General features: G+C 35.8%; 22 protein-coding genes. All 22 read left to right on the top strand.

Annotation, left to right across the window (positions count from 1 at the left end):
* Window positions 1–6 precede the first annotated feature (6 nt).
* The 22 genes from cysQ (at window position 7) to ABJD64_RS02520 (ending at window position 26,037) form a co-directional block, all read left to right on the top strand.
* Window positions 7–780, top strand: coding sequence for a 3'(2'),5'-bisphosphate nucleotidase CysQ (gene cysQ / locus ABJD64_RS02625; RefSeq protein ID WP_348177119.1), 774 nt, complete (start codon window positions 7–9; stop codon window positions 778–780).
* 34 nt (window positions 781–814) lie between these two features.
* Window positions 815–3,358: an SLBB domain-containing protein gene (locus ABJD64_RS02620; protein ID WP_348177117.1), complete on the top strand. Its 2,544-nt coding sequence runs from the start codon at window positions 815–817 to the stop codon at window positions 3,356–3,358.
* A 197-nt stretch (window positions 3,359–3,555) separates the two neighbouring features.
* Window positions 3,556–4,668: a Wzz/FepE/Etk N-terminal domain-containing protein gene (locus ABJD64_RS02615; protein ID WP_348177115.1), complete on the top strand. Its 1,113-nt coding sequence runs from the start codon at window positions 3,556–3,558 to the stop codon at window positions 4,666–4,668.
* A gap of 1 nt (window position 4,669) precedes the next feature.
* Window positions 4,670–5,674, top strand: coding sequence for a UDP-N-acetylglucosamine 4,6-dehydratase (inverting) (pseB, locus tag ABJD64_RS02610; RefSeq protein WP_348177113.1), 1,005 nt, complete (start codon window positions 4,670–4,672; stop codon window positions 5,672–5,674).
* 4 nt (window positions 5,675–5,678) lie between these two features.
* Complete coding sequence (gene pseC, locus ABJD64_RS02605) at window positions 5,679–6,875, top strand: UDP-4-amino-4,6-dideoxy-N-acetyl-beta-L-altrosamine transaminase (RefSeq protein WP_348177111.1); 1,197 nt, start codon at window positions 5,679–5,681, stop codon at window positions 6,873–6,875.
* 2 nt (window positions 6,876–6,877) lie between these two features.
* Window positions 6,878–7,543 carry a class I SAM-dependent methyltransferase gene (locus ABJD64_RS02600; RefSeq protein WP_348177109.1) on the top strand — a complete coding sequence of 222 codons (666 nt, stop codon included), beginning with the start codon at window positions 6,878–6,880 and terminating at the stop codon, window positions 7,541–7,543.
* 243 nt (window positions 7,544–7,786) lie between these two features.
* Window positions 7,787–8,326, top strand: a complete 540-nt coding sequence (locus ABJD64_RS02595) for a GNAT family protein (RefSeq protein ID WP_348177107.1) — start codon at window positions 7,787–7,789, stop codon at window positions 8,324–8,326.
* Window positions 8,313–9,191, top strand: a complete 879-nt coding sequence (locus tag ABJD64_RS02590) for an aldo/keto reductase (RefSeq protein ID WP_348177105.1) — start codon at window positions 8,313–8,315, stop codon at window positions 9,189–9,191. The genes ABJD64_RS02595 and ABJD64_RS02590 overlap by 14 nt, the downstream gene beginning before the upstream one ends.
* Window positions 9,173–9,943 carry a glycosyltransferase family protein gene (locus tag ABJD64_RS02585; protein ID WP_348177103.1) on the top strand — a complete coding sequence of 257 codons (771 nt, stop codon included), beginning with the start codon at window positions 9,173–9,175 and terminating at the stop codon, window positions 9,941–9,943. The genes ABJD64_RS02590 and ABJD64_RS02585 overlap by 19 nt, the downstream gene beginning before the upstream one ends.
* Window position 9,944: 1 nt before the next feature.
* The gene (locus ABJD64_RS02580) at window positions 9,945–11,255 is read left to right on the top strand and encodes an aminotransferase class III-fold pyridoxal phosphate-dependent enzyme (protein ID WP_348177101.1); all 1,311 of its coding nucleotides are present in this window, start codon (window positions 9,945–9,947) and stop codon (window positions 11,253–11,255) included.
* Entirely contained in the window at window positions 11,252–12,292 is a 1,041-nt protein-coding gene (gene pseG / locus ABJD64_RS02575) for a UDP-2,4-diacetamido-2,4,6-trideoxy-beta-L-altropyranose hydrolase (protein ID WP_348177099.1), read from the top strand. The genes ABJD64_RS02580 and pseG overlap by 4 nt, the downstream gene beginning before the upstream one ends.
* Entirely contained in the window at window positions 12,268–13,164 is an 897-nt protein-coding gene (locus ABJD64_RS02570; RefSeq protein WP_348177097.1) for a methionyl-tRNA formyltransferase, read from the top strand. Before pseG ends, ABJD64_RS02570 begins: the two co-directional genes overlap by 25 nt.
* Window positions 13,139–14,203, top strand: coding sequence for a pseudaminic acid synthase (gene pseI / locus ABJD64_RS02565; protein WP_348177095.1), 1,065 nt, complete (start codon window positions 13,139–13,141; stop codon window positions 14,201–14,203). Before ABJD64_RS02570 ends, pseI begins: the two co-directional genes overlap by 26 nt.
* A gap of 168 nt (window positions 14,204–14,371) precedes the next feature.
* The gene (locus ABJD64_RS02560; protein ID WP_348177093.1) at window positions 14,372–15,448 is read left to right on the top strand and encodes a CDP-glycerol glycerophosphotransferase family protein; all 1,077 of its coding nucleotides are present in this window, start codon (window positions 14,372–14,374) and stop codon (window positions 15,446–15,448) included.
* Window positions 15,449–15,468: 20 nt separating this feature from the next.
* A complete protein-coding gene (locus ABJD64_RS02555) occupies window positions 15,469–16,983 on the top strand; it encodes a polysaccharide biosynthesis C-terminal domain-containing protein (RefSeq protein ID WP_348177091.1) in 1,515 nt (504 codons plus the stop codon).
* A gap of 625 nt (window positions 16,984–17,608) precedes the next feature.
* Window positions 17,609–18,295, top strand: coding sequence for a DUF6418 domain-containing protein (locus tag ABJD64_RS02550; protein ID WP_348195239.1), 687 nt, complete (start codon window positions 17,609–17,611; stop codon window positions 18,293–18,295).
* Entirely contained in the window at window positions 18,295–19,713 is a 1,419-nt protein-coding gene (locus ABJD64_RS02545; protein ID WP_348177087.1) for a hypothetical protein, read from the top strand. Before ABJD64_RS02550 ends, ABJD64_RS02545 begins: the two co-directional genes overlap by 1 nt.
* Window positions 19,714–20,220, top strand: coding sequence for a serine acetyltransferase (locus tag ABJD64_RS02540; RefSeq protein WP_348177085.1), 507 nt, complete (start codon window positions 19,714–19,716; stop codon window positions 20,218–20,220).
* A gap of 30 nt (window positions 20,221–20,250) precedes the next feature.
* On the top strand, window positions 20,251–21,489 hold the full coding sequence (locus ABJD64_RS02535) for a glycosyltransferase family 4 protein (RefSeq protein WP_348177083.1): 1,239 nt from the start codon (window positions 20,251–20,253) through the stop codon (window positions 21,487–21,489).
* 1,026 nt (window positions 21,490–22,515) lie between these two features.
* The gene (locus ABJD64_RS02530) at window positions 22,516–23,460 is read left to right on the top strand and encodes a glycosyltransferase (protein WP_348177081.1); all 945 of its coding nucleotides are present in this window, start codon (window positions 22,516–22,518) and stop codon (window positions 23,458–23,460) included.
* On the top strand, window positions 23,457–24,428 hold the full coding sequence (locus tag ABJD64_RS02525) for an SDR family oxidoreductase (protein WP_348177079.1): 972 nt from the start codon (window positions 23,457–23,459) through the stop codon (window positions 24,426–24,428). The genes ABJD64_RS02530 and ABJD64_RS02525 overlap by 4 nt, the downstream gene beginning before the upstream one ends.
* A gap of 217 nt (window positions 24,429–24,645) precedes the next feature.
* Complete coding sequence (locus ABJD64_RS02520) at window positions 24,646–26,037, top strand: undecaprenyl-phosphate glucose phosphotransferase (RefSeq protein WP_348177077.1); 1,392 nt, start codon at window positions 24,646–24,648, stop codon at window positions 26,035–26,037.
* Window position 26,038 lies beyond the last annotated feature (1 nt).

The following is a 26,038-nucleotide window of genomic DNA, read 5'->3' as shown; positions in this document are numbered from 1 at the left end:
AAAAAAATGGATTTACAACCACTTCTAGAAGTAGCCAAAGTCGCGGCCAAGAAAGCCGCAGTAGAAATACTTAAGATCTATGAATCTGGCGATTTCTCTGTTGAAGCCAAAGCTGATGATTCACCATTGACCAAAGCCGACAAGGCTTCTCATCTAGCTATTGTCGCAGAACTCAAAAAAACGGAACTGCCTATTCTTAGTGAAGAAGGAAGAGATATCCCTTATGAAGAAAGAAAGGACTGGGAATACTTTTGGATGATTGATCCACTGGATGGTACTAAAGAATTCATCAAGCAAAATGGCGAGTTTACAGTCAATATTGCTCTCATTCATCAAAACAAACCAGTGTTGGGTGTAGTTCAAGTACCAGTTCAAGACAAACTGTACTTTTCCAGTCAAAATGAGGGTGCCTTTTTAGAAGACCAAAATGGAACTCGTGGTATTTCTGTAAACTGTTTTCAGCAAAATGATTCAGGAATAAAAGTGGTAGCCTCACGTTCCCACCTCAACGATGAGACTCAGACCTACTTAGATCAATTGAATGACCCGGAAATTGTAAGCATGGGTAGTTCATTGAAGTTACTAGCTGTTGCAGAAGGTAAAGCTGACCTTTACCCAAGGTTTGCACCAACCATGGAATGGGATACTGCCGCCGCTCATGCCGTAGTTACAGAAGCTGGAGGTAAAATATTAATTAAGAATTCCAATGCTTCAGTAGCCTATAATAAAGAAAATCTCCTCAATCCACATTTTCTAGCGACATGCAGTAAGAGTAATTAGTTTTAACTAAGTTTGCGGAAAATTTTAGTCCTATATGAAAACCCTTTCTTTTTCTGTGTTGGTGCTTGCACTGACATTTTTTCTATGTGAGCATCGCACATTTGCTCAAGAAACTCCTAGTATACAGAATATTGGAAGCATTGAAATTGATGATCTATCAGATGAACAGATTCAAACGTTTATAGCTAAAGTGGAAGCAAGTGGCTTCACCGAAGACCAGCTCATACTTATGGCCAAGTCAAGAGGAATGAGCGAATTTCAAATCCAAAAATTAAAATCCAGAATATTACAAGTTAAAGGTGGAAGTGGTAAGTCCGAGACTAACAATCAAGATGCTCTAACCAACCTTAGGAAATCCAAAATTGAGCAAGAAAACGATGAGAAAGATGAGGACGAGCTTACCTTAGATCCCAATGATCCATTTTATAAATTACTCCAGGATTCTACGGAATTAGAAGAAGGATTGCAAATTTTTGGAATGGATTTTTTCGAGAATAGCAAACTCACTTTTGAGCCTGGATTGAACATGCCTACACCAAAAAATTATGTGATTGGACCCGGCGATGAAATGGTCATTGACATCTGGGGAGCCTCCGAGCAAACCTATCAACTGATGGCATCGCCTGAAGGCTCGATTAGAATTCCCAATCTTGGCCCCATTTATGTTTCCGGTCTGACGGTGGAACAAGCCAAAACAAAGGTAATATCAAGATTGAAAAGGATATATAGTTCTATAGGTCAAGGCTCCTTTGCTGATGTTACTTTAGGACAAATACGGTCAATCAATGTTCATGTCATCGGTTCTGTAAAACAGCCTGGAACGTATACCCTCTCTTCTTTCGGTACAGTATTTAACGCATTGTACAGTGCTGGTGGCCCTACGGAAGATGGCTCTTTTCGACTAATCGAAGTTTATAGATCACAGGAGTTGGTTTCGACCTTCGATGCCTACAAATTTTTGGTAGAGGGTACAGGTCAAAATATAACCTTACAAGATCAAGATGTGATAATTATCAAACCCTATCAGAACAGAGTAATATTTGATGGCGAAGTGAAAAATCCGGCAATTTATGAAGTACTTGAAGGAGAAACTTATGAAAATCTTCTATCCTATTCAGGCGGATACACTAACCTGGCCTATCGCGGAGTGATAAACCTTCGAAGGATCGAAAAGAATTTTAAGACTGTTCGGTCTATTGATCTAGACAGTATAAGCTATTTTAAAATCCAGAATGGTGACGAAATATTCGTCAGTGAGATCAGCAACGAATATATTAATCGTGTGACCATTGAAGGCCCATTGATGAACCCGGGGGAATACGAATTAAAAGAAGGGATGTCCTTGCTAGACTTAATACACAAAGCCGATGGTTTAAAGGGAGATGCCTTTTTAGAGCGAGGAGTAATCATTCGACAGAATAAAGATTTTTCATTATTAAGTTTTGCTTTCGATCCCAAGAAAGTCTTAAACGGCGAAGAATCGATAGCACTTCAAAGTAACGATATTGTTAAATTTCAATCAATATATGACCTGAAGGAAGATTACCATCTCGTTATAGAAGGAGAAGTTCAGTTGCCTGGTAAGTTTTCCTACACCGAAGGTATGACCGTAGAAAATCTAATATACTTGGCCGGGGGGTTCAAGGAATCTGCCTCCAAATCTTTTGTTGAAGTAGCTCGACGAATTAACCCCGATAGTGCAAAAGATTTCAATAACACTGCAGAAATATTTAATTTCGGCATTAGTAAGAGCCTTGGATTGTCTAAAGACGCCTCCAAGTTCGTTCTTCAACCGTTTGATCTAGTAGTGGTTCGAAGAAGCCCATTTTTTGACGACCAAGAGGTAATACGGATAGATGGAGAAGTTAAATACCCTGGAGTATATGCACTTGATCAGAAAGACGAAAAGATATCCTCCGTTCTGAATAGATCTGGTGGCCTCACTCGTTTTGCATATGCTAAAGGAGCTACGCTGATAAGAAGAACCGAATTTTTTGTGCCGCGAGAAGATCTCATCGAAGATGAAAATGGAACGCTTGTGCTCAAAGAAACAGTTGGTAATGATGCTGCTAAAATTAGAAGAGAAGATTTAACCTACCTTTTTAAAAAGGACACGATCTTTTCTGATAGCGCACATATTTTCAGGCAACAGGAGTCAATTGGAATCGAACTGGATAAGATTCTCAAAGATCCCGGTGGTAAGCATGACCTAATATTACGAGAAGGAGATATACTGAGTATTCCTAGGGAGTTTCAAACTGTTCGAGTTAGAGGGCAAGTGCTTTACCCTAGTAATGTCAGACATGACAGTGGCTATGGGTTCAAAAAATTCATTGCTTCAGCAGGGGGATTCGATCAGGATGCAAAAAAATCTAAATCGTATGTCGTATACGCTAATGGTCTTTCTGCACAAACTAAGAGTTTCTTGTTTTTTCGCTCATATCCAAAAGTAGAACCCGGAGCGGAAATTGTAGTACCGAGAAAGCCGGAAAGAACTCCAATGACAGCTCAAGCTTGGGTTGCAATTGGCTCTAGTGTTGCAACTTTAGCGCTAGTTATCGATCGACTTGTAAATTAGTCTATTAAATGCTCGAGGAAAAAAAACATAGAATCATTCAATTCGAATTCGTTTTAGTCGGGTTTTTTAAAATGATTTGGACTGGAAATAGGTTTAATGCAAAAGTCCATGGAATTGCCCCGCTTTTGTGGTTATTTATAGCTTATGCCAGTTCATTTAAACATGAAGTTTTATATTAATTCCTTAAACGGTTGGTTTTGAACAAATCAGAAGATAATAAAGTGGGTGAGTTAGACTTGTTAGAATTAGCCAAAACTATTTGGTTTAACAAATTCAGGGTATTTAAATTAACTTGCCTTTTTGTGCTACTAGGTTTTTTTGTAGCGTTATTTAGTCCTATTCAATATACAAGCACTGCCGTCCTTATGCCTGAAACACAACAACAGGCAGGCGGTGCGGGCGAACTATTGCAGAAATTTGGAGGGTCGTTAGGCTTAGGCGGACTAGATTTGTCAGGGATGCAATCCGGAACAATTCCGCCCATGCTCTATCCGAAATTGGTCAATAGTAATACATTTCAAGCTGAACTACTTTCGATGGAATTGACTTTTGAACAGGACGGGATTACGACCACCCTTCCAGATTATTATAAAAATCACTATGATAATACTTTAGTCGAATCAATCCTCTCCTACACCATTGGTTTACCTGGGACCATTAGAAAATTAATTGTAAAAAGCAATAATAAGACCAGTCAGAAAGCCGATGGAGAAACCACATACACTATGCTAAGTGCTGAAGAGTTGGAAAATATTGAAGCAAACAAAGTCAGAATTGGAGTAACACTTGATGAGGAGACAGGACTTTTGTATTGTACGTCAAAACTCACAGATGCCAGAGCTGCTGCTGATCTGAATCAAAATGTAATTGATCTCTTAAAGAAGCAGGTAACCGAATATAAGATCGAAAAAATTAAATCAAACTTAAACTTTGTTGAAAATCAGTATGATGACGCAAAAAGTAGGTTTATAAATGCTCAAGCTGCTTTGGCAGATTTTAACGATAAAAATATCAATATTTCAACATCCAGACAGCAGACAAAATATGACATGTTGCAAGACGAAAAAAATATTGCCTTCAACGTCTATAATTCTATATCTCAAAGATTAGAACAAACAAAATTACAACTTCAAGAGGAGACACCAGTTTTCAAAATACTTGAACCGGTCAGTGTGCCGCCAATTAAAAGTAGTGCCAGAAAAATAGTTGTAATTTTAGGGTTTACTTTATTTGGACTAATAATTGGTGTCTCATACGTTCTTTTGAAAGAACCAATTGTCAATATTATTAAACAAATAACAGAGTCTTAACATGTTCGAGAAATCATCAATTTTAATTACTGGAGGCACTGGCTCCTTAGGAAAAGCTCTCACTAAAGAGCTTGTCACTAAGCATCCCGATATTAGCAAAGTGGTAATATTTAGTAGGGATGAACAGAAGCAATTCCAAATGGCTCAAGAGTACCCGGAGGATCAGTATCCACAACTGCGATTTTTAATTGGAGATGTTAGAGATAAAGATAGGGTTGTTAGAGCCTTTAAAGGAATCGATTACGTTATTCATGCAGCGGCCATGAAGCATGTTCCTATAGCAGAATACAATCCTGATGAATGTGTAAAAACAAATATTGGAGGGGCTCAAAACATAATTCATGCCTCACTGGAAACAGGGGTTAAGCGCGTAGTAGCTTTGTCCACTGATAAGGCCTGTGCGCCTATTAATTTATATGGCGCAACTAAGCTTACTTCTGATAAGTTATTTATTGCCGCCAATAATATCAAAGGCTGGAATCCAATAAGATTTTCCGTGGTGAGGTATGGAAATGTTATGGGGTCAAATGGCTCAGTTATTCCTTTTTTTATGAAAAAAAAGAAAGATGGCACATTACCCATTACAGATCCGGGAATGACTAGATTTAATATTTCATTACAAGGAGGAGTGGATATGGTAATGCATGCTCTGAAAAATGCATGGGGAGGTGAATTGTTCGTCCCAAAAATACCATCATACAAGATATTGGATGTAGCGAATGCTATTGGGCCCGAATGTGAAAAACCTGTAGTAGGCATTCGACCTGGAGAAAAACTACACGAAGAAATGATTACTTCTTCTGATTCATTTTATACCTATGATTTAGGTGAATATTATGTAATCATACCTAGCCATCCATCTTGGGATAGGCAGAAATTTATAGAAGAATTTGATGCTACGAAAGTAGAGGAGGGTTTTACCTACAATTCAGGTGAAAACGAGAGTTGGGAGACCATTGAGAGCTTGAAAGAACTAATTAAAATACATGTAACCCCAAATTATTAAGCCATTGAACCCAATTCCATACGGTCGTCAAGAAATAACAGATGAAGATATAGCTGCTGTAGTAGCTACATTAAAATCAGACTATCTTACTCAGGGACCAAAAATCAAAGAGTTTGAATTTGCTTTTGCAAATTACGTAGGGTGTAAGTATGCAGTGGCTATATCAAATGGTACTGCTGCCTTGCACCTAAGTGCAAAAGCAATGGGTGTTAAGGCTGGTGATAAAGTAATAACTACTCCAATTACTTTTGCAGCTTCCGCTAACTGCGTTAGATATTGTGGAGGGGAGGTAATATTTTCAGATATCGACCCTGAAACATATTTGATCGATTTGAACGAAGTGCGGAAATTATTGGAAGCTTCGCCAATTGGAACATACAAAGGCATAATCCCTGTTGACTTTGCTGGGAGATCTGTTGATCTGGAGGCTTGTAAAAGATTGGCCGATGAGTATGACCTATTTATCATTGAAGATGCCTGCCATGCACCTGGAGGATACTTCACCGATAGCAAACAAGAGGTGCAGAAGTGTGGTAATGGAGTTTATTCCGATCTATCTGTGTTCTCTTTTCATCCAGTAAAACATATCGCTGTGGGTGAGGGAGGAATGATTACCACAAATGATGAAACATTATACAAAAAGTTATTAGGCTTACGAACTCACGGAATGGTTAAAAGTGATTCGGCATTTTTAAATAGTAGCACGTTCGCTCAGGGAATTGAGAAAGATGAACAAAATGATAATTACCCAGGATGGTATATGGAAATGCAATCACTAGGTTATAATTATAGACTAACTGATTTTCAAGCAACTCTTGGGGTAAGTCAGCTAAATCGTGCTGCGAGAGGATTGAAGCGAAGACGAGAGATTGCTAAGATGTATTTTGATGCATTCAAAAATGATGATTTTATAAAACGTCAATCTGGTAATGTTGAAGGTAATGCGTATCATTTATATGTACTTGAGGTAAAGGATAGACTTGGTTTGTATAATTTCCTGCGAACGCAAAATATTTTCACTCAAATTCATTACATCCCTTGCCATTTGATGCCATACTACCGTCAATTGGGATGGAAAGAAGGAGATTTAAATCACTCCGAAGAGTATTATAAAAATTGCATCAGTATTCCAATGTATCCGAGCTTGTCTGATTCAGAAATAGAATATGTAATATTGTCTATCAAACGTTATTATCAGTGAAAATGGAACAAAAAAAAGCATTTATTTCGTATGAAGCCGACGCTTGGTTCGAGAGAAATAAAAATTATATACAGAATTATAAACCTCAAGCTGATAGTGTCATTCAATTACTTAAAAAGTACCAGGTAAATTGTAATAATGTATTGGAAATAGGAGCTTCAGCGGGTTACAGGCTGCAGGGAATCAAGGAGGAATTGAATGCAAAAAAAGTCACTGGAGTTGAGCCCTCAGCTATGGCAATTGCCTATGGAAATAGGCATTATCCTTCCGTAAATCTCATTAATACTACCGCAGATTCTTTAGGTATGATACCTGAAGGAAGTGTAGAATTAGTAATAATGGGTTTCGTGTTTTATGTAATTGATAGAAGTCTAGTTCTCAAAGCTATTTCAGAAATTGACAGAGTACTTTCTAATGGAGGCCATTTGGTATTAGTCGATTTCTTTTCAGAAACAACTCTAAAAAACAAATACCATCATATTGATGATTTCAATGCCTACTCTTTCAAACAGAACTATGATGAAATTTTTTCCGCCACAAAATTGTATCATTTATTAGATAAATCTTGTTATAATTATAATAACGACCAGCCAGATGCAAATGAGGAATTTTCAAATTTATATTCAGTAGCTTTATTAAAAAAAGACATTCATGTCTCTTACAAGTAAATGGGTACTTGGTGCAATGCAATTAGAATTGGATTATGGAATTGTATGCCAAAGTGGACGAATTCCTGAATCAGACACTTCTCAAATTTTGATAAAATGCTGTACGAATAATACAGTGAAGAGACTTAAAGTTTACCATAAGTTGAGGAATTCCAACCCTAATGCATTCCTTGCCAAGGTTTCTACTTTTTAAAAAGGATGACTACAATTTGAAATTGAAACTATAAAAAGTTTTTATATAAAATGAAAGCAACCGTATTAGAATCCGATAGATTAATATTTAAACCGTTGGATACATCTTATTCTAGTCAAAGATATGTTGATTGGATGAATGATTTTGAAGTATTTAAATATCTTGAATCTGGAGGAGATTATACTTTAGAAAAATTGAATCAATATTTATCAGATGTTGAAAATAAATCAATTCTATTTTGGGCTATCAATGTTGGCGACAAACATATTGGGAATATTAAAATAGACCCAATCAATTGGAAGAACAAAGTTGGTGAGTTAGGCATAATGATAGGCGATAAATCAGAATGGGGAAAAGGGTATTCCAAAGAAGCAATTGAAACAATTGTTCAATACTGTTTCTCGAGCCAAGTTAATTTAAGAAAGGTCACACTAGGTGTAATAGAAGATAACGAGGCAGCTTTAAAATTATATAAAAAACTACAATTTGAAATTGAAGGTGTGTATAAGTTACATGCATTACACGACGGTAAATGGTGTAATAATATAAGAATGGCTAGGTTCAATCCTATATGTTATGAACACAAGTAGCAAATTAATTCTTGGTACAGTGCAGTTTGGACTGAACTATGGGATTAACAATTACGATGGAAAGGTTAATAAAGAGGAGGCGTATAAAATTTTGGATCTGGCTGGAAAAAATGATATTTCAGCTTTGGATACCGCAGCTGTTTATGGTAATTCGGAAAGTGTAATTGGTTCTTATCTTAACGGGAGCAACAATAAGTTCAAACTCATAACAAAATTAGCTTCTCACGATTCAGACTGGAAAACATCATTAAATCAAAGTCTGAAGCGCTTGAAATCAAAGAAAGTGGAGACTGTATTATTCCATTCATATAAAATGTATAGAATGATGAGAGCTTTAGATTCCTACCAGGATCTATTGAGCCTGAAAGGAAAAGTTTATTCTAATCTAGGAGTGTCTGTTTATTCCAATGATGAAATGAATGAATTATTAAATGATGATACAATTAATATTGTGCAAGCGCCCTTTAATTTATTGGACAATGAATCAAAAAAAGGTGATATTTTGAAGAAGTTTAAAGATCAGGGTAAGACTGTACATGTTCGATCTACTTTTTTACAAGGTCTTTTCTTTATGAAGAAAAACCATCTCCCTGCTGATTTACAATCTTTGGGTGTTTATTTGGACAAGCTTCGAAAAATTGCTTCAGCTGCTCATTGTCCCTTAGGAGAGTTGGCCATAAAATATGTTCTATCTAAGGAATATATAGACGGAGTATTAATAGGAGTGGATTCCGTCCAACAATTAGAATTAAATCTTGAATGGAGCTCAGGGAATATTGATTCGAATTTTTTTGATGAAATAGACAATATTTCTGTCGAAGATGTTAATTTATTAAATCCATCAACATGGAATCTAAAAAAGTAGTTCTTATTACACAGGCGAGAGTTGGGAGCACAAGACTTCCAGGTAAGGTAATGCTAAAGATAAACGGGGACTCACTGTTGTCGATCCATCTTAAAAGGCTAATTCAAGTGAGCCAAGCCGATTCAGTGATCGTGGCCACAACTAACGAGGAGGGAGTTCAAGAAATTCTGAACATTGCGAAATCGTATAACGTGAATTCTTTTCAAGGATCTACCAACGATGTTTTGGATAGGTTTTACCATGCAGCTAAGAAAGAAAAGGCAGATATTGTAGTTCGAATAACTTCTGATTGCCCACTTATTGACCCTCAGTTGATGGGGGATATCATTGAGATGATGATTTCAAAGGAGTTAGATTATTGCACAAATATTTTAGAAGAGCAATTTCCCGATGGTCAAGATATCGAAGTAATGACCTTCGATGCACTGGAGCGTGCATGGAATGAGGCTAAGTTGAATTCAGATAGAGAACACGTAACTCCATACATCAGAAAGAATGGCTCATTTAATGGAGGGCAATTATTTAAAACAGATAATTATGCTTCACCTCGTAATATGAACCATATTAGAATGACCGTTGATGAAAAAGCAGATTTTGATGCCATAGTTACATTGTTGAATAGACTAGGAAGTGATAAATCTTGGCGAGAATACGCTGAGTACGTCGAAGCCAATGAGAATGAATTTACGAATCAAAAATATATCCGGAACGAAGGCTATCTAAAATCATTAAAAAAAGACATTTCTAATTGACATGGGAACAGGACAAGATTTATACAAAAAGGCTAAAACTCTAATTCCAGGTGGTACAATGTTACTATCTAAACGGCCTGAAATGTTTTTACCAGATGCATGGCCTTCATATTTCAAAGAAGCCAAAGGTTGTGAAATCGTTGATCTGGATGGAAAGAAATATTTGGATATGTGTATCATGGGAATCGGAACCAATATCCTAGGTTACGGTCATGATGAGGTTGATGATGCTGTAAAGAAAGTTATTCAGCAGGGTAATATGTCAACCTTTAATTGTCCAGAAGAAGTTTTTTTAGCTGAGAGACTCGTTGATCTCAACCCTTGGGCTGACATGGTTAGATTTGCCAGAAGTGGAGGAGAAGCCAATGCTATTGCGGTTAGAATTGCAAGAGCAGCCTCAGGAAAGGATAAAGTAGCCATCTGTGGATATCATGGATGGCACGATTGGTATTTATCTGCTAATTTGGGTGATAATGATGGTCTTGGCGGACACCTGTTGCCGGGGTTAAACCCTCTTGGCGTGCCTGCACATTTAAAGGGGACAGTGTTTCCATTTAATTATAACAATATTGATGAGTTAAGAACCATTGTTAAAGAGAACCCTGATTTAGGGTGTATAAAAATGGAAGTTTCAAGAAATCAAGGACCGGAGGAAGGATTTCTTGAAGAAGTTCGACGTTTGGCAGACAGTAATGGAATTGTACTAGTTTTTGACGAATGTACTTCTGGATTTAGGCAAACATTTGGTGGTTTGCATAAACAATATGGAGTTGAACCCGACATTGCGATGTTTGGTAAGGCTATGGGAAATGGTTATGCAATTACAGCTGTAGTTGGTAGAAGAGAAGTTATGGAGGCAGCCCAAAAGACTTTTATTAGTAGTACCTTTTGGACGGAAAGAATTGGTCCTACAGCTGCCTTGGCAACTTTAGATGTAATGGAGAAATTAGAATCCTGGTCAACTATTACCAATACTGGAAACGATATTACAACGAAATGGAAAGAATTAGGTGATAATTATGGACTTCCTTTGGAAACAAGTGGACTGGCTTCTTTGACGAGCTTTAGCCTGGATACACCTGATTGGCTAAAATATAAAACCTTTATCACACAAGAGATGCTGAAAAAGGAAATTTTGGCCTCAAATTGTGTATACGTTTCAATTGCCCATACACAAGAGAAAGTAGATCAATATTTTTTGGCACTGGAACCCGTTTTTGATTCCATAAAATCATGTATTGAAGGAGAGAGGAGTATAGATGATCTGTTAGAAGGACCAGTCTGTCATGGGGGATTTAAAAGATTAAATTGAATTCAAAGATATTAATTAGGGTAGATGCCAATGCTGAAATCGGATTGGGCCATTTTTACCGGTGTATTTCCTTAGCTCAAATGCTGGACAATAGTTTCAGTATTATATTCGCGATGTCAGATCCGAATCAAGAATTAACAGAAATTATAAAAAAAAGAGGCTATCAGCTTATAAAGCTCCCCAAATTAAACTACCGTAAGCCAGACGACATAGGAGATGAAGAATGGCAGTTTGACTTAGTTGGGGTTATTGATGATGTTGATATTGTGGTGTTAGATGGGTATTGGTTTAGGTCAAAATATCAGACAACTTTAAGAAACTACAATGTGAAGTCGGTCATCATCGAGGATGAAGGAAAAGGGCAGTATCTTGCTGATCTGATTATTAATCACGCTCCATCTTTAGATTCATTAGATTATACTACAGACTCATCAAAAACTATGTTTGCATTAGGTCCTGAATATGCACTTTTGAGATCGGGTTTTTTATCAATCGCAAAAGAGTTTCGCAGATCATTGGATTCTATTAATTCAGCGTTTGTATGTTTTGGTGGTGCGGATCATGAAAATCTCTCCTATCATTATATTAAATATTTGTTGAGTCATACGCAATTGAAAATTCATCTCATAGTCAGTCGGACGAATTCTTGCTGGGAGAAATGTCAAAAAATGATGAAGAAAAATTCTGATAGGCTTGTAGTAAGTACAAACTTATCTACTGATGACATGATATTAGCTATGAAGAAAGCTGATTTTGGAATTGTACCCTCAAGTGGTATTTTGTTGGAGTGTATAGCCTGCAGATTACCAGTGATATCGGGTTATTATACGGATAATCAAAAATCGATTTACAATGGATTTTTGAATTCAGATGTTTTCATTAATGGAAATCACCTGACAAAAGATACAATATTCAGTCAGGTAAGCCACAGTGGTTTTTTAAATCAATTAAAATTATGTGTCGAAAACCAAAAAATGATAATTGATGGACTTTCAAACTATAGGTTATTAAGATGTTTCAAAAAGTTAGTGAACTAAAAATTGGTTTATTGATTTCTGGTGATCTGGGTAAAAAAGTTTTGGACTTTTGCTTGGATTTTGTAGAACCAGAATTTATCGCAACAGACAAGAATTCTAATGAAATCATTGACTTAGCCAATAGAAAAGGAATTCGTACATTTGTTGGGAATCCAAGAGGAGGAAGGTTAGTAGAGTTTTTAGGAGGCGAATACTTTGATATTTTCTTGTCCATCAATTACTTATTCATTATTGAAAAAGATGTAATATCAAGAGCAAAGTATCCTGTGAATTTTCATGGTAGTCTCCTACCAAAATACAGGGGACGTACTCCCCATGTTTGGGCTATCATCAATAACGAAAATGAGACTGGTGCGACCGCACATATAATTGAAGAGGGTTGTGATACAGGACCAATCTTGATGCAAAGAAGAATTGATATTTCTAAAACGATGACAGGAGCGAATGTATTAGATAAATTTAATCTTTTGTATCCAAAAATGGTCAAACAAGTATTGAAAGATATTATATCGAACAATATAAGTATGAGAAATCAAGATGATTCAAAAGCAACTACTTTTGAAAAAAGGACTCCAGAAGATGGTGGGATTGATTGGAACTGGCAATGGGAAAGAATTAACAATTGGGTGAGAGCATTAGCGAGGCCGTATCCAGGAGCTTTTGGCTTTCTCAATGAAAACAAAATTATTATAGACAAAGTTACCTTCTGTGAAATGGGCTACAATTCAAAGATGTCAAATGGACAAATTATTGGTATGGAAAAAGGAAAACCAATTGTCAAAGTTTCAAATGGAGCTCTGATACTAGAAAGTATCAGAAATAGTAAGGGGCTTATTTTTAAAGTAAATGAAAAATTCGATGATTCATATTGATAGTTATGAAATAACAGATAATTCTAATGTTTTTATTATAGCTGAATTATCTGCAAATCATAATCAGGATTTGCAACTGGCAATAGATACTATAAAAGCTGCAAAAAGAGCTGGAGCCGATGCAATAAAACTCCAGACATATACACCAGATACACTTACAATTGATTGTAACAATGAGTATTTTCAGATCAATCAAGGATCACTATGGGATGGGAAAACATTGTATGACCTTTATAAGGAAGCCTACACACCTTGGGATTGGCACGAGAAACTATTTGCCGTAGCAAAGGAAGAAGGGCTAGTGTGTTTTTCATCTCCTTTTGATACAACAGCCGTTGATTTTCTTGAAAGGCTTAATGCTCCAGCATATAAAATTGCATCGTTTGAAATTCAAGATATTCCGCTCATCAAGTATGTAGCACAAAAGGGGAAACCCATTATTTTAAGTTCCGGAATAGCAACTAAGGAGGATATAGAACTGGCAATAAACACTTGTAGAGAAGTTGGTAACGATCAAATAATAGTATTAAAGTGTACATCTTCATATCCAGCACCTATAGAATTAGCTAATTTGAATACAATGCTTGATTTAAAAAATAGCTTCGGTGTTCAAATTGGACTATCTGATCATACATATGGGGGACTGGTTCCGGTTGTTGCAACTACTTTGGGTGCTAAAATTATTGAAAAGCACTTTATTTTGAATAAATCGATTGGAGGACCGGATTCGGATTTTTCTTTGGACGAAACGGAATTTGCCGAAATGGTTAAGAATGTTCGTGAAGCCGAAAAGGCAATTGGAAATGTAACTTATGAGTTATCAGAGAAAGTAGAAAAAAATAGAAAATTTGCCAGATCTCTCTTCATAGTTAAAGACATAAAAGCTGGCGAAATTATTACTGAAGAACACATAAGATCCATCAGACCAGGATATGGTCTACACCCTAAATATTATGATCAGATAATTGGAAAGACAATTTCTTTGGCGCTTGAAAGAGGGACTCCTCTAAAAAAAGAAATGTTTAACTTGGAAGATTGAGCTATGGTGAGATTATTAAAACATTGCTATCATTATGTAAAGGCATTTATGTACATGTATAGTATCCCTCGCAACCAAAGTGGAAAAAAAACTATTCTTGCAGTAAATCACTTTTATGATCAAGACATACAAGCACTAATTAATGCAAGCGATTCAACCGATCTGAATTTGATCGTCATAAATCCAAGAAATCTTTTTGCACCTATTGTTTCTCTTTTCCCAGTTGACATTAGGGCAGGAAAACTTCCATATGATGATAGTTCAGTTTCTTCAGAAAGAAGATATGCAAAAAGAATCTCGAAGATCATATTCAGAACATTATATAGAAGGTTAAACTTTGATATAATACTTACTCCTTCGGATGCGTATTATTGGATACGCGAATTTATTCACGTCTCCAAAAATGAGAATGTTCCGACTGTTGTAGTTGATAAAGAAGGAACTATCTCTCCATATTATTTTGTCAACCATTGTTTAGAAGTTAAGGACCTTTATCCACCTATTTCTGATAAGTTTATTGTCTGGTCAGAGAATCAAAAAGAATTTTGGTCTAATTGTGGAGTCTCACCAGATAATATTGAGATTATTGGACAACCGCGTTCAGATCTCTTGATGTCCTTGAAGCCTGAAAAACTAAATCTTTTTGAAGAGGAAAGAAATCCTACAGTATTATTTTATACTTACGAATTGGACGCATACATCCCTTCACATATGTATGAAGCAGGGTTAACATGGTCTGATTTAAGAAATCAATGTCATGAGCAAATAAAAAGACTTGCGCAAGAGAACAGCGAGGTCAATTTTATCATTAAATGCCACCCACAGCAGCTGGATATTGAAGAAATTGAAAATGATTTCAATGGTTATGAAAACCTGAAAGTGCTTACCGGGTCGGCTTCATCAAACCAGTTATTGGTTAATTCAGATTTAGTTGTAGGGTTTCAAACTACAGCATTAATTGAATCCATTGTATTAAGGAAACCAACCATTTATACTTTTTTTTCTGAATCCGTGCATTCCTTTAAAGAAGGAATCTTGCCATTTCATGAATACAGTGCATTTGAAACAGTTTCTTCAGATATTGAATTATATGATAAAATTAAAGAGTTTATTAAAAATAAGTTTTCATCAAACATACCTGATGAGTCTCGTGAAAAACTGATAAAAAGATACTTAAACAACCCAGATGGAAAAGTTGGACGGAGGGTGCTAAACTATCTACAGCAGTATCTTGAAAACAGTTAATCATGTATTGAAGGAGAGAAATGAAAATATTAGGTAATACGCTTATCAATGGATTGGATATGGTGGCAACTCTCCTGTTTGGGTTTTTACTGGTTCCCATATTGCTGGATAGAATTGGAGAGGATTTATTTGGAGTTTACACCTTGTTGTTGGTGTTTTCAGCAACAGGCCTTTTATCCTTTTTGGATTTGGGTTTAGAAGGCGCTCTATTGAAGTATCTAGCAGGGTATGAGGCAGTTAATGACTTTAATAAATATTCCAAGTACTTTTGGAATGGCGCAGTAATGTATTTTTGTATTGGCCTTTTATTAACTGTAGTATTTTTTACGGTTATCAATGTATTTGGTGTTTTTCCTTTTAATATTCCTGAGAATATTCGAGAGTATTCCAAGGGCCTATTCAATATTTATATTTTACAATTCCCACTACAGTTTTTATCACTTGCTCTTAAAGCTACTTTGATTTCAGTCCATAAGTTTCGTGTTCTGAAGGCCATTAATTTCCTGTTTCTGTTAAGTAATTTCCTAATAATTTATTTCGCTGTGAATCAAGGAAATGATCTATTTCAGTATGTGATATTATTTAATACAATCTATTTGGTTAAATGTATCATAGAATATAGTGTTGCGATTAAAATAATCCCTACAAAATTTAGATATAAGATTAAATTAGATTGGAGTGTTATCGTGCACCTCTTCGGGTACGCCAAATATTTATTTGTAAGTAAGATTGTTGGGCTAATTTACAACCAAACAGATAAGTTACTGATCAGTTTTATGTTGCCCATCTCAAATCTAGCCATGTTTAACATTCTTAATAAGATGCCAAACACGATGGGTGCAGTTAGTTCGGTACTAAACTCAACTATAGTACCTTTGACCGCCAAAATGAATGCGAAGAATGAGACTGATAATATGAAGCAATTGTTTTTGAAAGGAACAAAATGGAGCTTGGTTATCATGATACCATTGATTATTATTTGTATTTTTTTGATAAAAACCTTCCTTAGTATTTGGGTAGGGCCATCCTATGAGTACTTGGCACCGCTTAGTATTGTACTTCTTTGCCAGTATTTTTTTAGTCAAATTTTATCAATTGGTTCTACAATGATCGTTGGAAGCGGGCATGTAAAACGCTTAATTCCCTACTCTGTATTCGGGAGTGTGGTCAATTTGATAATTAGTATCAGTCTTTTACCTCAATATGGATTATTAGGATTGGTTATAGGAACCACGGTATCTTATTTTTTGATGTCAGTTCCGTATTTATATAATCTCTTAAAAATATTTGATGTTTCCGCAACAGAATTGTTGAATGAGTTGATTAGACCAATAGGTTCTTTTGTTTTGTATACGGCAATTTGCTATGTCATTTGCATGCATTTCGATGTGACGTCTTTATTTACCTTAGCTTTTGAGGTCGTATTGATGCTAGTAATATACATTCTTCTTGGATACCTAATCGTGTTGTCAAAAGATGAAAGGGAAAATATTATGAATGTTCTGAATGTAAACAATGCAATTCATCCTAATTAATACGATCGCCTTTATCTTATATATGCTATATATGAACTATAGTATTAGGCAATATGGCTTACATGTCTTGCCAATATTATACTTGCTTATTATTTCATTCTGGATACTTTGTTCGGTGTATGCCTTAGATTTTGGTGGGATATACATATTTGAACTCAAAATTACGTCCTACAGTTCGTATGCAACAACAGCATTGGTAATTTGTTTAATTGTTTTTTTTGAATCCCTTCGAACCTTTCTTGCCAGGAGAGGATATACAAATAAAATAGATACTGAGAGGGCTAAACTTAGCTTTGACTCCAGTAAGGTTAGGTGGATATCTTTATTTTGTTGGGTATCTTTGGCTATATATTTTTTAACTTTTCTAAAAACGGGAGTTCCTTTGCTCAATAGTATGGATCGAGCCAGCTATTGGAAAATGATTGAACCGATTCCGGTCGTTTATACTCTCTTGAGTAATTTTTTGTTTATTTCCTTTTTAATTGGGTATTGCTTTGCTTTTGAGAAAGTGAGAACAGGTTCAGCGAATCTACCTTTAATTCAATTTGCGTTATTAATTCTGTTTTTTGTACTTTCTGGCAACAAATTTTCTGCTCTACTTGCATTAATCACTAATTTTTTAATAGTGCCCGTTTTTTTCGGGTTTCAGAAATCATTTAACTGGAAAAAAGTTGTAAAGTGGGGAGGGCTAAGTATTTTGTTTTTTGCCGGAGCCATTCTAATTCAGAGTTCAACCTATTCGTTAGACGGTGATTTTTATGGAAAGTATGGTATTTTTTCCTACTTATTCCAGCGTGTCTTTATTCTTCAGGGTGAAATTTGGTGGAAAACATATCAGGACATTATAGTAAATAACCAATTTGACAGCAATCATATCTGGCAGGAGATAAGAAATGTGTTTTCTCTAGAAACAGATGGATACACGGGACTAAGATATCTAATGGCTCAATCTGCTCAAGGAGATTTTATTTATAATATTATTAAAAATGGCAAATACCTCTATACTGGAGCATTTCCCGCAATAATTTTAGTGACTTTTCCATTAATATTTGTACTACCGGTACTGTATATTCTTGGGAAGGGCTTTGGATATATTATTATGTCATTTAAGCGATTAATATTTTCTAATAGTTTAATACGCATATATTTAATTTACATCATTTACAAAACATACAATTCGATGATCTTGGGAGGGGCTTTTGATGCTTTTTTTATTGCAACTAATATAGGACGCATACTAATTTTGCTTGCAATAGCAATACTAATCTATGATCAGAGCAATAGAAGAAAACTAGAAGCAAACCTGAAGTAATGAAAAAAATTAATATCGCATTTTTATCCATTTTTGATTTAACAAAGGTTTTTTTGAAAATATCCGAAAGGTTTGCCAAGCCTAACTTGAATTGCTTTTGGATGACAACAAATGACTATTGGACTAATTATCTGCTTGAGGAAGGGATACAAGAAGAAAGAATAAAGCAACTAGTCTATACGTCAAAGGACTTTGTTAATGAGGAAGAAAAAGAAGCGCTTAGAAAGGAAATTGTAAATCTAGAGGGAAAGGTAGATTTAAATATTTTTCAAAGTCTCATTATGGACAGGTTTGTACTTCTCAATAATCGCAAAGACATCGACGAATTCGTTTATCTATACTACAGAGATATTAAATCATTTTTAGCTAACAATAAAATTGATCTAATCATCGGAGAGCCCACAAATTTCAATGAATTAATGGTCTATATGATTGCTTGTTCAATGAATATAGATGTTATAGCTCCGAGACATATGCGATATCCTAGTGACAGGGTAATATTTACGTATGGATACCTGCAACAGCATTTGGTGAATTTAAACAACAAGGCAGACGAAGAGGAAGCAGGGCAATACTTAGAGAAGTTTAAAAAAGAAAGAAATGCCCCCTCATATTTTCACCTCAACAACAAGGCAAAAATTTTGAATTTTGCTAAAATAGCAAAATCTTTAAGACGTAGAGCACAGCAAATGAAAAGTGGTTCTACCAATCATTTGACATACCATCCCCTATTTGACAGAATCAAGCTGAATTTGAGAAAGTTGGTCTATTCAGTTGTCCTGGATAAAGTGTTTAGGTATGAAAAAATTGAAAATATCAAATCTAAGATTGCTTACTACGGCATACACGTACAACCCGAGGCATCCATTGATGTATATGCATCTTTTTTCAATGATCAACTAAAATTGATAAAAGATATAAGAAGGTCACTCCCTTTTGATTTCACTTTGATCGTTAAAGAGCATCCAAATGGCTTAGGAGCTAAAGGATTGTCATTATACAGGCAGATTAAAAAAATTCCAGGAGTAAGATTGATTAAACACAACAATTCCTCTTTTGAAATCTATGAAAAATGTGATTTGGTCTTTACTGTTTCAGGTACGGCCGCTTATGAAGCTGGCATGATTGGTGTACCAGCAATTATGTTTTCTCCTCTTTATTTCAACCAACTTTCTATGATCAGATACTGCAATGATATTTCCAAGTTAAAAGAAATTATCTTGGAATTGATAACGGCAGATATTGATATAGAAAAAGATCAGCTTGTAATCAAGAATTTATTTGCAAACTCAGCCAAAGGATATTGGACTGACCCTTACTCAGACTCTGGCGTTTTGAAAAATGATAACTTGCAAAAATTAACAAGTGCATTTGAAATGGCGATTTCTTCAGTTTGTAAACCTTATAACCAAGCCTAGATGCTAAACTATATATTCCAGGATGCCTCACGAAACAAAGGAAATATAAAAATTATTCTTACCCTGGCTCTGTTTAGAATCACTCACTGTTTTGCAAAGAGAAAGAGAAGTCTGTTGTGGTATTTTGGAATTCCAATTATGATTTTTTACCGATTATTGGTTGAAGATTTATTATGCGTTGAACTTCGAGCAGCCACGAAAGTAGGAAAAGGACTAAAAATAGAACACGGTTTTGCTCTTGTTATTAATGATCAATCAATTCTTGGCAAAAATGTTCATTTGCGTCATTCGACTACCATCGGATGCAAAATGATGGACGATGGTTCTCAAGGCCCGAGTCCGTACATTGGAAATAATGTAGAAATAGGCTCAAATACCGTTATTCTGGGTGACATTAGAATTGGAGATAATGCAAAAATCGGAGCGGGAAGTGTTGTTATTCATGATGTGGAACCAAATACCGTTGTTGTAGGAAATCCTGCAAAGGCCATCAAACGTCTTAAATAAGAGGTGCAATATATTTGACCACCAGATCCTATGGATTTAAAAACAGTTGTTGTCGTTAATGATTTTGGATATGTAAATGGTGGTGCAAGCGAGGTGGCAATCATGAGTGCTGTCGAATTGTCAAAAAAGCATAGAGTAATTTTCTTTTGTGCCGTTGGGCCGATAGACGAAATCCTAAAGGATAGTAATGTTGAAGTAATTTGGCTAAATCAAAAATGGATAGTAAAAGAACCCAATATTTTCAAGGCAATGATACAGGGCATTTGGAATCTGAAGGCCAAACGCAAATTCCAACAACTATTAGAAACTCTAGATCGTAACCATACCATCATTCATGTTCATACATGGGTTAAATCTTTATCCTCTTCTTTTGTCTCTACAATTCATTCCATGGGGTTTAAGAATGTCATCACCCTGCACGATTATTTTACTGCCTGCCCGAATGGGGCATTCTATAACTATCAAAAGAAGAGTATTTGTAAATTAAAACCCCTATCCACGAATTGTTTGTTAAGCAATTGCGACAAACAATCCAGACTACAAAAAATATGGCGTGTGCTTAGACAGTTCGTGCAAAAAAAAATTTCAAAGGTTCCTGGCGGCTTCCAAAATTTTATAAAAGTTTCAAATTTCAGTGAAAAAATATTGAAGCCATATCTACCGAAAGATGCTCATATCTATGTCGCTGAAAATCCCATTAGAATCTCCAAAAAAGATCGAGCTCATGTCATCGACCATCAAGTTTTTACTAGCGTGGGTTCGATAGATTTCCAAAAAGGCCCTTTCTTATTTGCCAAAGGAGCGCAGAAAGCCGAGGTAAAAGCAAAAATGATAGGAGCAGGGCCGCTGATGGCTGAAGTAGCTCAAAAATATCCTGAAATTGAAATTACAGGTTGGCTCAAGAGAGATCAGGTGACAGAAGCATTGGAGCAATGTAGGGTGCTAGTACTCCCATCGGTATGGTACGAAACTCAAGGGCTTGTTGTACTGGAAGCGGCGGCTCTGGGCATTCCTGCCATCGTACCAGACACGTGTGCTGCCCGGGATTTGGTTGAGGATGGAGTCACAGGACTTTGGTTCAGAGGAGGTGATTTGGGTAGCTTATCGGACAAAATGCAGCAGTTGAAGTCAAATGAACAGGTCGATAAACTTGGGGAAAATGCCTATGAAAAATACTGGTCAAACCCGTATTCATTGAGAAATCATATAGGCAGATTAAACGATATTTATACAGAAATTCTTAGCGACAATAATAATCCGATTGATTAGCGAGCCACAAAGCTTGAGCTTAATAAAAAATCGGACAGAACAAATTAGAGAAATCGGCTTTTAAATCTTAACATTAAAATAGATGGAAAAATCAAAGTTTACAGAATCGAAAATAGATTTTGCGATCAACCAGGTTGAAAAAGGTACTCGTTTGGAGGTGTAGCCTTCCCCAATAATCAGACAGTTTACAAATGTAAAATTTAGATAATTTTGTGAACAGACTTGAAGAAGACACGATCTAGCGAAACACAAATCATTAAAGTACTCAAGGAGTACGAATCAGGGTAGATAATGGACCGGAATTCATCTCTCATCGTCTCAAGGAATGGTGCGAGAAGCAAGACATCACACTTAGTTTTATACAACCTGGTAAGCCTACCCAAAATGCATATGTAGAACGATTCAATAGATTATACGGAGAAGACATACTTGATGCATATATTTTCGAGAGTATCGATCAGCTCAGAGTATTATCTAGAAAATGGCAACAAGATTACAATCTAAACCACCCACACGAATTACTAGGCGGACTCGGTCCACTACAGTTGGCATTAATAGTGGAACGCCACCCGATGAAATACTCTCCAAATTTCCAGCAATTAAGAACGAGGATATAGTAATAAATGATTGAAATATTTAATATTAAAAAGCTGTCCGAAGAATGGATAGGCTACAAGAATAGACAAGCTACAAAACCACAAAAATATCATTATACAATAGTCATAATCACAGAATTAGCATTCTTTATTACTTACATTTGCCTCCCAATTGTGACCATTATACTAACTATTATTTATTTGCTTTGGTTAAAAATGTGTTACTCGAGCTTGATACCTCAAAAGATGAGGTAAAAAACACTATAAATGTTATCAAAACATTTCAGGATATTCGTGCACCTGTTGAACGTTGTCCAAAAAAATTGACGACTTTTCTTGTAATAAAATATCACAATCCGGAACCAAATGAAATTTTAGTCATTGGGTTTAGTAACCTCGGTTTCGCCTAAAAATAGTACTTTTAATAATAATGGTTAGACCCTCTCATTCTCTTGCGAACAATCAAATAGCTGTTGTATGCCCAACTTACAATGCGGGAAAATTATGGAAGGACTGGATTGAAGCCTTGCTGAAGCAATCAATTAAACCCAATAAAATTCTTATCATCGATTCGGGTTCCAATGATGGAACTGTTGAATTGACCAAACAATATGAACTGGACGTATATGTTTTATCAAATGAAAAATTCAACCATGGTGGTACCCGGAATCTAGGAGTAAAAATGATTCAAGAGGAAAACGATTTAGTCGTTTTTCTTACACAAGACGCTATCCTTGCTACAGAAGACTCTCTCTTCAACATTGTTGAACCGTTTGCAGATCAGAATGTTGCAGCCGTCTGTGGAAGACAACTGCCTAATAAAAATGCAAAGCCTTTAGAGGAACACGCTCGCTTATTTAATTATCCCAACACAAGTAAAATAAAGTCAAAAGAAGATATTTTAGTACTAGGTATCAAAACTGCATTTATGTCTAATTCATTCGCTGCATATAGGCTTGCACATTTTAACAGTGCCGGAGGTTTTCCTGAAGATACCATCTTTGCAGAAGATATGTCTATAGCAGCTAAATTGATCCTTGAAGGTTATAAAATTGCCTATTGCGCCCAAGCATGCGTCCACCATTCGCATAGTTATACCATGCTGGAAGAGTTCAAAAGATATTTCGATGTCGGTGTATTTTACAGTAGGGAGAAATGGGTCAAAAACAACTTTGGTACTGCGGGAGGTGAAGGTGTAAAATTCGTGATTTCAGAAATCAAATTTCTTATTAAATCGTCCAAATTTCTCCTGATACCGTCGGCTTTAGTACGGACCTTTTTGAAATTACTAGCATTTAAGTTGGGGAGAATTGAAAAACACCTACCTAACGGGGTTAAATATAGAATCAGTATGAATAAAAATTATTGGCGGTGAAAAATTATCTTATAACGGGAGGCGGAGGGTTTATCGGAGGACATTTGATAACCTCTCTATTGAATCTTGTCGATACAGGGTCCATACTAATTTTGGATATTCAGCCAGCTAGTGGCTTTGAAGACAAAAGAGTGAAATATCAATACTGGGATATTCGCCAAATAGCCGAATTTAATTTGTCCGAAGAGTATGAGGTTTGTATTCACCTTGCTGCGCTATGCAAAGAGCCAGGGTTCAGTTGGGAAGAATACTTCGAAACCAACTACATCGGAACTAAAAATGTATTGGATTTGTGTGATCGGCTGCAAATAAAAAAAGTACTTTTCACAAGTACCATGATGGTTTATAAGGCTGGAGAGGAAAGAAGAGATGAGAACTCCCTTACTGCACCAGATACGGCATACGGAATCAGTAAATTGTTGGCCGAAAAAGAAATTCAGTGTTGGGCTGAAAATGACAATTTGAAAAGTTATGGCATTTTACGCCCCTCGGTTGTATTTGGTGAGAATGAAAGAGGAAACTTCACTAGGTTATATTACGGTATCAAATCCAATAGATTTGGGTATGTGGGAAGAAAAACAACAGTGAAAAGCTGCGTTTATGTTAAAGATGTATGTCAATGTCTCATCTATTTATCAAAATTAGAATTACGAGAAATCTATAACTTTGCTTTTATTGTTGATTATCAGATAGGTCAAATTGTGAAACAATTCAAAGGAGTTTTCCAATTGAAAGCAATGATTCCAACATTACCGCTTTGGCTTTTAATGCCCGTGTCAAGGTTTTTTTTGATGCTGAATCAGCTTGGAATGAAAAACTCAATCCACCCGAGAAGAATTCAAAAATTATATTTTTCAACAAATATTGATTCACAAAAAATTATTGACATGGGGTTTAATTTTTCATTTGATTTAGAATCTGCTCTAAAGGATTGGAAAAATGATTGCAACAACAAAGATTTATACTAAAGGCATGTCAATAAAATCTATATGCTTTCGCTCTCCAAATAATGAAAAATTCAAAATGTATGTTGTTGAAGTGTAATAATAGAATTTCAATATTCATCTCAATAGATCAATACAGATTTTAAATAACTAGAAATGACAGTAAAATGTAACAAGTTGGGCAGTTTCTACTAAGAATTACACATACTTTTAACTATCTTAGCATCCCCAAAACAACTTCATGTGCCTTAAGATGCGGAGAAGGAGATTTTCTAAATATTTTCCTGCTTTATTTTTATTCATTGACTTACTGTTTTTGAACATTGGCTTTTTTGTAGCCAATTATGTCAGGTTCAACACTTTTTGGTTTCAGGGAGACAGATATCCTTTTCTTTTTGTATTTCTAAATATCACTTGGGTTGTTATCTTTTTTGTAACCAAGCTTGATCGCGTTGACCGTGAACGAAGTGTTGTAGATTACATCTCGCAGATTCTTCTTGGATTGACTATCAATCTAGCGGTTGTATTCACCATGTGGGCTTCTACAAGAGCCTACTTCTATTCCAGAGAGCATCTGTTTTACACCTACCTAATCTTTTCAATTCTAATCGTGGGATGGAGAGTAGGTTTTATAAATATCCTGCGTTTTTATCGAACCAAAGGATATAATATTAGAAACGTTGTAATAGTTGGTTATGGACCTATCGGACGGAATCTTAAAAGACATCTGGAAAATAATCCTGAAATAGGCTATGTATTTAAAGGGTTCTTTGATCATAAAACAGAACAATCAGAAGTAACAGGCCCTGTTGAAGATGTTCCGAAGTATGTTAAGAAAAATGGTGTTGATGTCATTTTTTGCTGCTTACCAAAGCTTTTCGAACAAGATGTAAAGCCTCTAATCGATTTTGCGGAAAACAATTTGATTACCATAAAATTGCTTTCTGATTTTAGCAAGGTCGGCAATAAAAAATTGGAGGTTCAACAGTACGGCAGTATACCTGTTCTAAATGTAAGTTCTATTCCTTTGGATCGAATGATCAATAGGATCGCCAAACGGGCATTTGATGTTTTGTTTTCATCGTTTGTAATGGTGTTTATACTCTCATGGCTAATTCCTTTGATCGGCATCTCAATCCGACTCGAGTCTAAGGGGCCAATTTTCTTTATCCAAAACCGTCATGGAAGACGCAATAAATACTTCCCTTGTTGGAAATTCAGAACAATGATTGTCAATAATGAAGCAGATACCAAACAAGCAACAAAAAACGATCCGCGTGTTACCCGTACCGGTTCTTTTTTAAGACGAACCAGTTTAGATGAATTACCTCAGTTTATCAATGTTTTCCTTGGCAACATGTCAGTTGTGGGCCCACGCCCACATCCGATCAAGCTCAATGAAGAATATTCCCCGAAGATCGACCGATTCATTCAACGTCATGCGGTAAAGCCTGGAGTGACCGGATTAGCTCAAGCCAAAGGATACAGGGGGGAGACTTCTAGGTTTAGCGAAATGTATGGTCGCGTCAAGCTAGATAGATTTTATGTCAAAAATTGGAGTCTGTGGTTTGATATTAAAATTATCATCATGACTGTATACTCAATTGTCTTCAAAACTGAGAAGGCATACTAAT

This window comes from Reichenbachiella sp. (assembly GCF_039944555.1).
Lineage (GTDB): Bacteria > Bacteroidota > Bacteroidia > Cytophagales > Cyclobacteriaceae > Reichenbachiella.
Note: the sequence above shows the minus strand (reverse complement) of the source record. Positions and strands in the feature narration are given on the sequence as shown.